A 12,984-nucleotide genomic window follows, 5' to 3' on the forward strand; every position below is an offset into this window, starting at 1 on the left:
TCGATCTCGCCCTGATTGGCTAATTCCTTGATAGTGGATACGATTTCTGCCTGCGCTGCGTCTACGTCCTTGATTCTTACGGGGCCCAGTGATGTGATCTCATCCTGAAGGATTTTTCCCGCACGCGAATGCAGGTTGAACAGGAAAAGAAAGAGCAAGCAGAACAAGAAAAAACCGATCTACTGCGGATAATAAATGAAGCTCTTAGCGATATCCGCACACAAATGGGGGCGCGACTAAAAAATTATGCCGAAACCCTCGCTTCAACCCTGATTTCGACAGCAGTATCGGCTTTTCCACAATGGCCAGAACATGATAATACGTTTTGCTCTGCCACATTGCTTCAGGAAATACTTCCTTTATTTACAGGCGATTTCCGTGTCGTGCTCCGTCTACATCCGCACAACGTCGAAATTCTGGAGGAAGAACTTTCCTCACAGAGTTCCGTCGACAGATCCTGGCTTATTATCGAACCAGATACCGCAGTGCAAAAGAGCGATTTCGAAATGAAATGGCCCGATGGAGAACTTAAACGCAATCTTGGCGATCTTTCTGAAACCATTCTTATGGCACTCTCCACAAATACCACTACCAGTCTCTCAACAGGATCCGCCTCATGAGCACTCAAGCAACCGTTGACGATCTCAACCAGTTCGAAGACGCCGCCGAACCATCAAACGCTGCTCCTCTCCATGGGATTGAAGCTGTTTACGATATACCGGTCACGGTGAGTGCGGTTCTGGGACGTAGCACCATGCAGGTCAGTCAACTGCTGAAACTAGGACGTGGTGCTGTTGTCGAACTTGACCGGAAGGTCGGGGAACCAATTGATATTTATGTCAATAATCGTCTGATCGCACGTGGCGAAGTCGTGATGGTCGATGAAAGCCGCCTTGGCGTGACAATGACAGAAATCATCAAATCAGAAAAAGCAGTTTAAGGCACACATACAATGCGGGTTCTGATTGTCGGCACCCTGTCCGGTGAGTTGGGAAAAGCTGCCTCTATCGTGCTGGAACGTGGCGCGCGCGTCGATCACGTCGAAACAGACGCGCAGGCCATCGTACGCGTATGCGAGCAGGGAGATCACAAACTCATAATTTGTAGCCCCGAAACGAATATCGCATCGCTGGTAGCGTCCTTGCGACGCGAACGTATTGCGATTTCAGTTCTCGCCTGCGGTCCGGAAGACCCTGTTCTGGCAGCCAAAGCCATTGAGAGCGGAGCTGAGGACTACATTCCATTACCGCCAGACCCTGACATCATTGCCGCTTTCATCCAAAACGCCAGCGACGACACATCACCTCTTTGTGCTGTTGATCCGGCGATGAGAAATATTGTCGCAAAAGCCGAGCGTATTGCCTCATCCGATGCATCCGTCCTGATCACTGGGGAATCAGGAACAGGTAAGGAAGTAATGGCTCGACATATTCACGAAACATCTCAGCGTGCCAATGGTCCTTTCGTGGCACTAAATTGTGCTGCCTTACCGGAAACACTTGTAGAATCCGAACTGTTCGGTCACGAGCGTGGCGCCTTCAGCGGCGCTACAGCCCGACGGATCGGACGTTTCGAAGCTGCAAATGGGGGCACGCTCCTGCTCGATGAAATCAGCGAGATGGATATTCGGCTACAGGCCAAACTTCTCAGAGCCATTCAGGAGCGAGAAATCGATCGTCTCGGCGGCAATACCCCTGTTCCGGTAAATGTCCGACTCATTGCCACCTCCAATCGCGATTTGCCGATGGAAGTAGAAGCGGGTCGCTTCCGAGAAGATCTTTATTTCCGGTTAAACGTCGTGTCTCTACTTCTGCCGCCGCTACGCAACAGACCGCAGGACATCCCATTCCTCGCCACCCATTTTGCCCGTCACTACAGCATCATCAATGGCCTTCCTCAACGTCCCATTTCCAATGACGCCATGCAAAATCTTGAACATTGCAGATGGCGTGGAAATGTTCGCGAACTGGAAAATGCGGTTCATCGTGCTGTCGTAATGGCTACAGGATCGGAGATCAGTATCGAAGCTTTCGATCTTCCACTTGCGACCATTCCAGATTCTTCTGCCTCCACAGAAACAGCCGAACGCTCTCCATGGGTAGGACATAAGATGGAAGAGGTTGAACAGGCCCTGATTCTTGACACTCTTAGCCACACTGAGGGCAACCGGACCCATGCCGCCTCTCTTCTTGGCATTTCCATACGCACCTTGCGCAACAAGCTGAGAGATTATACCGATCGGGGCGTAACCGTGCCGCCTCCCACGCATGGACTGGCCACGCCGCAATGAGTGAAACAGCCAAGTCACCGGTGAATGCCACGCGTAACTCTTTCGCGCGCCGCATCGCGTCCCTGAAATCTTTCGATATTCGCTCTCTGCGACATGGCGGTTGGCGTCAGTTTCTACCGGGCTCCGATGTGGGACTGGCGATGGGCGTTGCCGTCCTTCTGTCCATTCTTGTTCTCCCTCTTCCAACCATGGTGTTGGATGTCGGATTGGCTCTTTCCATCACGGCATCTGTTCTAATCCTGATGGTAGCTCTGTTCCTCCAGCGCCCTCTTGATTTCACCTCTTTTCCCACACTGTTGCTTCTCACGACCCTTCTACGCCTCTCTCTCGAAGTCGCCACGACACGGCTCATTCTCGGCCATGGCAATGAAGGTGTTTACGCAGCAGGACATGTGGTCGCAGCGTTCGGTGGTTTTCTGATGGGAGGAGATGTCGTCATCGGCGGCATTCTTTTTTCCATTCTGCTCGTCGTGAACTTCATGGTCATCACAAAAGGTTCTGGACGTATAGCAGAAGTTGCTGCCCGTTTCTCTCTGGACGCCATGCCGGGAAAACAGATGGCCATTGACGCCGAACTGGCTTCCGGCGCCATTTCGGACAAGATTGCCCGACGCAGACGGCGGGAACTGGAAGAGGAAAGCGGCTTCTATGGCTCCATGGACGGCGCTGCGAAATTCGTGCGTGGAGATGCCATCGCGAGTATCATCATCACAGCGATCAACATTATCGGTGGCCTGACGATCGGTGTTGTTCGGCATGGCATGCCTCTGGCCGATGCGGCCTCAGCCTTCACGACACTCACCATCGGTGACGGTCTTGTTTCTCAGATTCCGGCGCTCCTCGTCTCCACGGCTGCCGGCATTGTCGTGACAAAAGGCGGAACGGAAGGAGCCGCAGACGCCACGTTGATCCGCCAATTGGGAGGAAGTCCGAAACCTCTTTCACTGGCAGCCGGGATCGCCGCTGTTATGGCTCTTATGCCGGGACTACCCGCACTTCCTTTTCTTGGACTGGCGGGACTGGCAGGGGCCGCAGCATGGGCACGACACGAACGCCCCCTTTCCAATGATGAAGAGGAAGAGGCGACGACCACCGTCGCAGCGCCAACCAATTCCGAACCGCCGATAACGGATTCATTGCGCATCGACATGATCCGTCTGGAACTCGGCTTTAGTCTGCTGGGGCTCGCCAGCGGAGAGTCTCCTCAACTTACCGAACAGATCCGCATCCTGCGTCGCACAATTGCCAGTGAAATGGGCTTTATCCTTCCCCCCGTACGAATACAGGACAATCTGCAGCTCAAACCGGATCAGTATTCAGTGCGCATCAAGGAAATCGAAGTCGGCTCAGGCGAGGTGCGGCCCAATCATCTTCTGGTCATGAATCCCCAAGGCGGTCTTCCTATTCTTGAAGGCGAAGTTACCAAAGAGCCAGCCTTCGGACTTCAAGCTATGTGGGTGGACACCAGCCTGCGGGAAAAAGCCACGTTTGCGAACTATACGGTGGTCGATCCGGCCAGTGTGATGGTTACTCATCTGAGCGAACTGGTCCGCGAAAATCTTTCTGAATTACTGACTTATGCTGAAACACAGAAACTCCTCGATGAAATGCCTCGTGACCAGCAAAAACTGGCGTCCGATCTCATCCCATCCCAAATATCGCTCGGAGCAGTGCAGCGCGTTCTGCAGGCCCTCCTTGCTGAACGGGTATCGATCCGTGATTTGCCGACAATTCTCGAAGGCATACAGGAAGGCTGCGGTCAGGGCCTGCGCGCGGTCCCACAGATTGTCGCCCATGTACGCACACGCCTTTGCCGTCAGATCAGCGCCTCATTGACCGGCCCCGAAGGCTACATTCCCATTGTGGCGCTCGGACCAAACTGGGAAGCCGTATTCATGGACAGTATGGTCGGGCCGCCGGAAGATCGCCAGTTGGCCATGGCTCCCAGCAAACTCAACGATTTCATTACACGCCTGCGGGCCGTTCTGGATCAGGTCTCCTCACAGGGTGAGTCTCCTGTCCTTGTTGTAAACGGCAGCATCCGGGGTGCGATGCACGCCATTATGGAACGGCTTCGTCCAGCCACCCCTGTTTTGGCCCAGAGCGAAATCGCTCCGCGCGCCCGAATTCGTACCGTTGCAACCATTCAGTAAGTTTCAGGAAGGATAATCACACGACGTATTTTCGGAAAAAGTCATGAAACTGAGAACTTTCACTGGTCCTTCCATTCAGGATGCCGTCCGCCAGGTTCGCGCCGCACTGGGGGAAGCAGCTCTCATTCTTTCAGAACGTGTTACGCCAACGGGCGTGGAATTAATTGCGGCAGCGGATCCTTCCAATGCTCAGCAAACAGTCCCCCCCCAAAAAGCCTCTTCATCAATTGTCGAACGCCCCCTTACCGAAGGCATGTTCGACCGAGAAACATTGGTGTGGCACCGCATTCCGGACGTACTCATTGATGAACTGCTGGCGGATCCATGTAGCGTTGCCCTTTCCCGATTGGTGCGTTTTGGCTCCTTTTCATTCGCTCCGGGCAAATCCCCTCTCGCGCTGGTAGGGCCTGCCGGATCAGGCAAAACCCTCTCAGTCGCCCGGCTTGCCAGCCGCCTGGTGCTCTCAGGCATAACACCACTTGTCATTACCACTGATCGTGAAAAGGGAGGCGGGATCGAACAACTGGCGGTCCATACGCGCCGTCTCGGCATTCCTCTCATCGCGGCTCACGATACCCGCACCCTCAAAAGAGCGCTTAGCCAGCGGCAAAACGGTCAACCGGTCCTGATCGATACAGCCGCGGTCGATCCTTACGATCCGGAAACCCATGCTGTTCTTCTGGAACTTGTGGCCGCAACCCGTGCCCAGTTATGTCTTACATTGCCCGCAGCGCACGACACAGAGGAAACGGCGGACATTGCAGAAGTATTCTGCAAGGCAAACACGCACATGATGATTGCCACCCGTCTGGATCAGGCCCGACGTATCGGAAACATTCTCACTGCTGCAGCCTGCGGACTTGTTTTAACAGAAGCCGGTATCAGCGATGCAGTCGCCGGTGGTCTGGTACGCCTTACTCCGCAACGGCTGGCACAGCGTCTGTCTTGTCGCTTAGCCTTCCCCGACAACAGTACAGGATCCACCTCGGATAACGCCACTCCTGTCTCAATAGAGACTTCTCTCGCTTCGTCTTCCTCATCACGACCACCTTCTCCGGTTCAGAAGCTCACCTCTGTTACGCATCCTCCCCGAACAGACACCTTTCCATCCTTTGCCACAACGATTGCACGAGCGAACGTGGCCGAATCAAAAGCAATGCCTGTGACATGAAAGAAGATTCCATGAACAAGGCGACTTTTCCCTCGGTTCCCCGGCCCTATACACGCGCTCTTATGCAGCGACATCAAGTTCCGACGCCACTGACTACGGCTTCCGCTCCCAAACAGGTTTCGACTCCACATGTTGTAGCGATTGCCTCAGGAAAAGGCGGCGTGGGCAAAACGTGGTTTTCCATCACCCTTGCTCACGCGCTCGCTTCCAACGACACACAACAGCGCGTCCTGATCGTCGATTGCGATTTCGGGCTGGGAAATGTGGATGTCCAACTCGGACTTCACCACAAATACGACCTTACACATGTGCTGCGACGCGAAATCCCGATCGAAGAAGCCATCGTTCCTGTCAAACTTCACAATGATGGTGCCCATTCGACAAACTGCATAGATGTATTGCCCGGCCATTCAGGGTCTTCCACCCTGAGGCTTCTGCAACCCGACTCCCTACGGTCCCTGCTGGAGCAGATTCGTGACCTTAGCGGTTATGATGTGATTCTTCTGGATTTATGCGCAGGCATAGACTGGAGTTCGCGAATGATTGCCGCCGCCGCCGATACGCTTCTGGTTGTGACCACCGAGGAACCGACCGCCCTCACCGATGCCTACGCTGTGCTCAAACTGGCAGTTCGCGATCGGCGGCAGGATGGACACACGATCCCAAATGCCTGGATCGTTATCAATCAGGCCTCGGGAAATCGTTCGGGGCAAGCGACTTTCGATATATTGAACCAGTCCTGCAAACGCTTCCTGAGCTTTTCGCCCCATCTGGCTGGCGTCGTGCGAAAAGATCGACGTGTGTCGGAAATGATTCGCCGTCAAAGCTCCTTCCTCGGCACTTTGCCCACCTCCAATACGGCAACCGATGTTCTTCGTGTCGCTCACCAACTTGTCGCCGATACCTTCCCCGCACTCGTGAACTGATACGTCTCCACCAGCACGAACCGTGCAGGATTATCGCTCGCTGCCCATTCATGAACTCTGGCGTAACAACGGCGTCAACGATACAGGCGATAGGATGAGCAGCGACATCTCCGACTCCCCATGGATCGATTCCGGACCGCCCAGCAAACTGGCATTTGTAGCGGCTCCTACACCTACTGCCCGAACAGGGCTGGAACGTCTGGTCAGTCGGTACGGCAATTGCGCTCCAGCCGACGCCGAAGTGGTCGTCTGCCTAGGCGGAGATGGCTTCATGCTTGAGACGCTCAGAAGCATGATGGATCATGACGTGCCGGTTTATGGCCTCAATTGCGGGTCTGTCGGATTTCTCATGAATCCTTTCGACGAGGACGGTCTGCAAAAACGCCTGAAACAAAGCCAAAGCGCCATCCTTCATCCGCTCCACATGCGAGCGACCTGCGAAGATGGTTCGATTCATGAGGAAGATGCGCTCAATGACGTTTTCCTTTTTCGACAGACCCGTCAGGCAGCCAAGATTCGCATCGATATCGACAGACGTGAACGCATGCCGGAACTGATCTGCGATGGCGTTCTTATTGCTACTCCCGCTGGCTCCACGGCCTACAACCTTTCAGCTCACGGTCCCATCGTGCCGCTGTCCGGTAATTTGCTTCCCCTCACGCCCATCAGCGCCTTTCGTCCGCGCCGCTGGCGTGGCGCTCTCCTTCCTTCCACAGCCATCGTGACCTTCACGATCCTTGAGAAAGAAAAGCGCCCTGTAGCTGCTGTGGCGGATTCTACCGAAATCCGCGATGTAGTGGAAGTGACTGTGCAGGAAAATCGCGAGCGCTCTGTCATGGTGCTGTTCGATCAAGGACAAACGTTGTCAGAACGCATCATCACCGAACAGTTCTCAGCCTGATCGCAGGATACGCATTCATGTATCGCCGGACCCTTCTAAACCGCCTTCAAGGGACGCTTCTCTGCAGCTTCTCGGGGCTGGCCGCCTGCGCAACACCCTCCATACGCATCTCTTCGTTCATGGCTGTAGATCGTTTGGTTGACGAGGCTATCGCTCGGAAGGACATACCGGGTGCCGTGGTCGCAATCGGACATGAAGGGAAAATCGTTCATCGCTTTGTGGCTGGCCACCGCGCAATAGAACCCAATGTGGAACCCATGACATGGGACACGCATTTCGACATGGCCTCACTGACAAAGGCCACCATCACTGCACCTGCTCTCATGCAATTCTGGGAAAAAGGACTGTTCCAACTGGACGACCCGGTGGCGCGCTATCTTCCTGCCTTTGGCTGTCGTGGCAAGGAAGCCATCACCATTCGGCAATTGCTCACACATTTTTCCGGTCTTCCGCCGGATCTGGATCTTTCCACGCCTTGGAATGGCAAGGAAAGCGCCATCCAACGCGCCATGACAAGCACGCCTACGCAAACTCCGGGAACGCGCTTCGTATACAGTGACATCAATTACATTGTGCTTGGGCTGTTAGTGGAAGCATTCAGCAATCAATCGCTGGACGGCTATGCGCAAGAGCATATCCTGACCCCGCTCGGCATGTCGCAATCCGGCTTCATGCCCTCGCCTACCCTGCGCGCCCTGATCGCCCCTACTCAGTATGACGAACACCATGTGCCGTTGCGTGGCGTCGTACACGATCCGACAGCCCGTAGAATGGGCGGCGTGGCCGGACATGCCGGATTGTTTTCAACGGCGGACGATATGACTGGTTATGCCGCCAATCTGCTGGCGCGTCGAGCCAATAGACCAAGTCTCTACCCGCTCAGGTCGGATACAGTACGCCTCATGACCTCACCCCAATCACCGGTGGACTCACGCGATGTTCGCGGGCTGGGATGGGATATTGCCACTCATTACTCAACACCCCGAGGCGATGTCTTTCCCATCGGCTCCTTTGGACACACAGGCTATACCGGCACATCACTCTGGATGGACCCGACAAGCGACAGCTTCGTGCTGATCCTCACCAACCGCGTGCACCCGCTGGATATTCATGGCAAAGCCATTGTCCAGTTACGCCGGGACATCGCGACTGCGGCGGCACGGGCTCTTTTATCGACCTGATTTCTGTAACTCGTTAGCCATAACAAAAAACATCCCGGCAGACGCAAGGTCCTGCCGGGAGCCATCACAACACATCAAATCAGGCGACTGAGGGAATAGCCTCAATCTCGGACGCCAGACGCGGCTTGCGTCCCACCAGACGTAGCGCCCACAAAATGAAGCGCGCGATATTGGGGGCAAGCTTTGGACGCACAAGACGAGCATCATACCCAGCAAAGCGCTTGGCGTTTTCCATCTCACATATCTGCATGAAGTCAGCCAAAGTGATGTCCTGATTGGTCATCTCTTTGGTGCCATTGACTGTGAAATTGTTGTCCTGCGTGTGTTCCTGCCCATCAGCGTCCACCGACACGGCAAGCCCCAGACGCTCGTAAATGAGGAATGCCCAGACAGCGAGCACCTTCAGTTCAAACCACGGACGTTTCCACGCTGGCATCACCGCACGATACCAGGCCAGCCAGTTGGCGAAGAGAAGGATGTGCCGACATTCTTCCTGCATCACGGGTTCGAATGTCTCGATCAGTTCGGCTGGGAAGAAACCCGACGTCTGTGCAACTTTGAACATGCCAAACGCGAAGAAGCTGTCCACACATTCCGAGAAACCGGTGACCAGATAGGCCCACTCGACATCCTTGGGCTCGACGTAGGGAGGCTCCGGCGCCATCGGAATCCCATACGCCTCGACGAGCTTGCTCAGAACCTCCTTGTGACGGTTTTCCTCCCACGCATTGCGCGAGATGGCGTCCTTCATGTCAGGATCCTGCACCAGCCGGGCATAGGCCGCCATGCGCAGACGTGCCTTCCCTTCCGTCTGCACGGCAATGTCCCAGATCGGCAGAGACGTTACACGTTTGAGAACATCGGGCGGCAGTTTGGGCCAGTTGATGACGGATGGACGATAAGGATTGAACGTCTCCCGGAACATCGCCGCCACGGCCTGCTTGTGCTCGGGAGACCCAGGACGCAGCGGTCCCGGAATGGACGAACTCCAGTGGCGGGAGCGGTAATCGGCTTCCTTGACGGCTTCTTCGCTTGGCGGCGGCGGAAGGTCGTCAATGCTATCGGGAAGCTTCGTGTAGATATCGGCAAGCGCGGTCATATTCCACGTAACCCATGTTGGAGACGCGGGCCCGCGGAAAAGCGGCCCGCATCCAGAGGATGGATCGGCTCCATACCAGTCACAGGCATGGACAACCTCCGCGTTAGTGGATGTCGGAGGGGCGCGAAATGATCCGTGTCACAAGGCCGTAAGAAATCCCTTCCTCGGCCGACATCCAGTAGTTGCGGTCCGTGTCCTTGCAAATCTTTTCGTAGGACTGCCCCGTCTCACGCGCGAAAAGACGGTTAAGACGCTCCCGCATCTTGACGATTTCACGTGCCTCGATGTCGATATCCGTCGCCGGCCCACGCACGCCGCCCATCGGTTGATGGAGCAGGAACCGCGTATTGGGCAGACAGAAACGGCGATCCTTATGTCCGGCCGCAAAGATAAGCGCACCGGCGGAGGCGACCCACCCCGTGCCGATCATGTTGATCGGAGCAATGGAATCCACAAAGCGGATCATATCGTGGATCGTGTCTCCACTCTCCACATGACCACCGGGGGAGTTGACATAAACATCGATCGGCTTGTCGGACGTGCCTGCCAGCGCCAGCAGACGTCCCGTCACATCACGCGCGATCTTGTCATTGATGCCACCGAAAATCAGCACCTTGCGCTGATCGAACAGGCGCTTCTCAAGCTCACCGATTGGCGAGGAGAGGGTTTTATTCTCATCCGGCTCTTCCTGCTCCGGACCTTCAGGGGCCGGAATGTCAGGGGTATCCGGCTCGTCATCGAATCGGATCTGCCCGGCGGTGACATCGTCCATGATGCGGGTGGCGCCCATGAGGCGAGCCTCCTTACTTTAGGTTGTACAATTTCACACCCCATCCTGCGCTGCCGGGCTTCCGATGCCAAGAGGGGGTTTAATGATGAAGGATATATAGGAACTCTCGCCAGAAAACCTACGCCCCGGTAAGAACCAAGAAATGACCGTCTCCGCCTCACACCCTGATATCCGATCCGTCCTCATTCTCTGGGGATCAAGACTACGTTTGGGTGCGCTCACCTTGCCTGTGCTGCTCCTGACCGGCTGTCAGAATCACCATGACATCATCGATTCAACCGTGGACTGGTACCACCGGCAGGAAGGCGGCCTCATCGCCACGCAGCGCCCGCCACCACCCGGAGTGAACGGGCCTTACCCACGTGTGGGTCTGACACCCACGACAGCGCCCGAACTGCCCTCACCCGAGTTGCGGCAGGACATCACCAACAACCTGCTACAATCGCGTAATTTTGCGCAGCGGATGGCCGTCCGAAACGGCACACTCACGCCGGACATCCCTCCTCCGCCAGTGCAAGCCAAGACGGCCACTCCTGCAACGCCAGGGAAACCCGGAGAAAACGGCCAGCCCGCTTCGCCCTTGCCTGACGGAGCGATGGGGGCAGTCCTCGACGCTGCGGATTCGCCCGAACCAACCTCTTCTTCCACAAGTCCATCACCTGTAGCGGCCTCCCCACCGTCCCCTGTCGTTGCGCCTACAGGTTCCAAGTCTTCTAAAACACCGGACGAACCCGAAATTGCGATGCCAGAATTTCGAGGCAATGCGCCCAAGGTCGCAACGGAAGTAGAAGGGCCTTTGCCAGACGTTCCGAGTGCGCCACCCGCCGCTCCTTCCATTGCAGGCTTTGCTGTCCCCTCGGATGCCAATCTGAAAGATCCTGTAAAACCTGATTACGATCTTTCTACTCCCGAGGGGACCATCATCACTTTCCTGCCTCAGTCGGATCAACTCGCCCCCGGACAGGATGCTGCTCTCGACAAACTCGTACAATCTCGTGGCAACGCCCTCTTCTATCTGCACTGTAGTGGCGAGACGACTTCGATGGATCCGGCCGACCAAGCGCAGGCTGTGCAACTTGGCCTACTTCGTGCCCGCACGCTTTCTGCTGCGCTGACACAGCGCGGTGTGCCGGCTTCAATACTGCACATCAGCAGCTCGGCTTTTGGACCGGGCGCGCGCGTGAGCACCAAGGGCTAAGAAAAATTTGCTGAAGAAAAGTTTTTTATTTCTGGCCCTTGACGCTCCTATCCCCTCGGGGTAATCACCGCCTCGCCTCTGTCCCGTTCGTCTAGAGGCCTAGGACACCGCCCTTTCACGGCGGCAACACGGGTTCGAATCCCGTACGGGACGCCATTGATTTTAATGGCTTTTGGCTTTTCCTCTGAGTTTCTTTGATGTTCAGCTGAACATCTACCGTCAGAAATTCAGAGAGGACGCGACGCCTTTCAGATATTCAGGATCGAACTTGCGGTAGACCTTTCTGAGGGTCTGCGGATCTGTGGCCAGCCAGTCGGCCGCTTGGTCAATCGGAACCTTGTCCATCGCGAACCACGACGCGATCGAATGTTTCAGATGATGCGGGGTCGGTGTCCACGATAGACCTGCGCGCTCGCAGAGTTTCTTAAACGACCAGCGCAGACCGCACGGCACGGGCCGTCCGTTGAACTGGATGACATAATCGCACTCACGCATCCGAAATGCTTCCTCCAGAATTTCTCTGAGGCGATTTGTCATGGGAACGATTGATCGACGCTTAGCTGTCAGATGTCGTCCAGGCTCTTGAAAGTCTATCATGCCGGTCTGAAAATTGACCCGGTCCCAGGTCAACGAAAGGATTGATCCTTTTCGCGCTCCGGTGAACATGGCCACGGCCACGAAAACCTTCACATGCGGTGTTTCCGCGGCCTCCAGCAATTTCCTCGCCTCACCTTTCGTCAGATAGCGATCGCGGGGTGCGCTGTCTCGTGGTGCCGTAAGTGCTGGAGGCTTTGCCAGCCGGCCATCTTTCCAAGCCTGCCTAAGGGCCGCACGCAGCACGTTGAACTCTCGCCGCAGTGTTCCGTCTGCCACGCGCACCAGCTCATGCGGCTTATCCGGTGCGCTGCGCGGATTCCTTTTGCGATAGCGTGTCGCGGCATATTCATCCCAACGATCCTGTCCAACCTGATCGACACGAAGATGGCCAAGGCCTTCATGGAGAGGGATTGAAGCTTCCTGTAATCGTGTAAGCGCTTCCACCTTGCCCATTCTAACCTTGATGTAGCGCTCAAGTGCTTCACCTACCGTGTATTCCTGCCGGCAGGAAAGCATTGCGCGCTCGAAGTCGGCTAGATCCCGGCGAGCGCGTTTTTCATCCGAATGTCCCGTAGAGCTTCTCTTGCGCTGTTCGCCTTCGTACCAGACGATACACCACTTGCCGCGATAAAGTTCGAGGAACGGATATTCTGGTCTTTTGCGGGGCACAGGTGTTTC

Annotated in this window: 13 protein-coding genes and 1 tRNA gene; 10 read left to right on the top strand and 4 right to left on the bottom strand. The window is 55.6% G+C overall.

The features are described from left to right. A partial coding sequence (locus KUA11_RS00005; protein WP_368040903.1) for a FliG C-terminal domain-containing protein occupies positions 1 to 167 on the bottom strand: 167 nt, incomplete at its 3' end. On the opposite strand from KUA11_RS00005, the gene KUA11_RS00010 reads away from it, so the two are divergent. The 8 genes from KUA11_RS00010 (at position 129) to KUA11_RS00045 (ending at position 8,622) form a co-directional block, all read left to right on the top strand. Then, positions 129 to 620, top strand: coding sequence for a FliH/SctL family protein (locus tag KUA11_RS00010; RefSeq protein ID WP_217408651.1), 492 nt, complete (start codon positions 129 to 131; stop codon positions 618 to 620). The genes KUA11_RS00005 and KUA11_RS00010 overlap by 39 nt on opposite strands. After that, positions 617 to 940, top strand: coding sequence for a flagellar motor switch protein FliN (gene fliN, locus KUA11_RS00015; RefSeq protein ID WP_217408652.1), 324 nt, complete (start codon positions 617 to 619; stop codon positions 938 to 940). The genes KUA11_RS00010 and fliN overlap by 4 nt, the downstream gene beginning before the upstream one ends. Positions 941 to 952: 12 nt before the next feature. Beyond that, positions 953 to 2,290 (top strand): sigma-54 dependent transcriptional regulator, encoded by a 1,338-nt coding sequence (locus KUA11_RS00020; protein ID WP_217408653.1) that lies wholly within the window; start codon positions 953 to 955, stop codon positions 2,288 to 2,290. After that, entirely contained in the window at positions 2,287 to 4,443 is a 2,157-nt protein-coding gene (gene flhA, locus KUA11_RS00025; protein ID WP_217408654.1) for a flagellar biosynthesis protein FlhA, read from the top strand. Before KUA11_RS00020 ends, flhA begins: the two co-directional genes overlap by 4 nt. 43 nt (positions 4,444 to 4,486) lie before the next feature. Continuing rightward, positions 4,487 to 5,614, top strand: coding sequence for a flagellar biosynthesis protein FlhF (locus KUA11_RS00030; protein WP_217408655.1), 1,128 nt, complete (start codon positions 4,487 to 4,489; stop codon positions 5,612 to 5,614). A gap of 11 nt (positions 5,615 to 5,625) precedes the next feature. Then, a complete protein-coding gene (locus KUA11_RS00035; protein ID WP_254454579.1) occupies positions 5,626 to 6,540 on the top strand; it encodes an AAA family ATPase in 915 nt (304 codons plus the stop codon). A 94-nt stretch (positions 6,541 to 6,634) separates the two neighbouring features. Then, the gene (locus KUA11_RS00040) at positions 6,635 to 7,441 is read left to right on the top strand and encodes an NAD kinase (protein ID WP_217408869.1); all 807 of its coding nucleotides are present in this window, start codon (positions 6,635 to 6,637) and stop codon (positions 7,439 to 7,441) included. Positions 7,442 to 7,458: 17 nt separating this feature from the next. Then, positions 7,459 to 8,622, top strand: a complete 1,164-nt coding sequence (locus KUA11_RS00045) for a serine hydrolase domain-containing protein (RefSeq protein WP_217408656.1) — start codon at positions 7,459 to 7,461, stop codon at positions 8,620 to 8,622. Between the two features lie 79 nt (positions 8,623 to 8,701). Here KUA11_RS00045 and KUA11_RS00050 read toward each other — a convergent pair whose 3' ends face one another. Continuing rightward, positions 8,702 to 9,721 (bottom strand): ferritin-like domain-containing protein, encoded by a 1,020-nt coding sequence (locus tag KUA11_RS00050; protein ID WP_217408657.1) that lies wholly within the window; start codon positions 9,719 to 9,721, stop codon positions 8,702 to 8,704. A 103-nt stretch (positions 9,722 to 9,824) separates the two neighbouring features. Continuing rightward, positions 9,825 to 10,511, bottom strand: a complete 687-nt coding sequence (locus tag KUA11_RS00055) for an ATP-dependent Clp protease proteolytic subunit (protein ID WP_194303362.1) — start codon at positions 10,509 to 10,511, stop codon at positions 9,825 to 9,827. Positions 10,512 to 10,653: 142 nt separating this feature from the next. On the opposite strand from KUA11_RS00055, the gene KUA11_RS00060 reads away from it, so the two are divergent. Together KUA11_RS00060 and KUA11_RS00065 are read left to right on the top strand one after the other, a co-directional pair. Then, positions 10,654 to 11,709 (top strand): OmpA family protein, encoded by a 1,056-nt coding sequence (locus tag KUA11_RS00060; protein WP_217408658.1) that lies wholly within the window; start codon positions 10,654 to 10,656, stop codon positions 11,707 to 11,709. An 80-nt stretch (positions 11,710 to 11,789) separates the two neighbouring features. Then, a tRNA-Glu gene (locus KUA11_RS00065) sits at positions 11,790 to 11,865 on the top strand. Between the two features lie 63 nt (positions 11,866 to 11,928). On the opposite strand, the gene KUA11_RS00070 is transcribed toward KUA11_RS00065, so the two are convergent. Next, positions 11,929 to 12,975, bottom strand: a complete 1,047-nt coding sequence (locus KUA11_RS00070) for a tyrosine-type recombinase/integrase (RefSeq protein ID WP_368040889.1) — start codon at positions 12,973 to 12,975, stop codon at positions 11,929 to 11,931. Positions 12,976 to 12,984: the final 9 nt, after the last annotated feature.

This window comes from Acetobacter estunensis (genome assembly GCF_019083805.1).
Classification (GTDB): Bacteria; Pseudomonadota; Alphaproteobacteria; order Acetobacterales; family Acetobacteraceae; genus Acetobacter; species Acetobacter estunensis_A.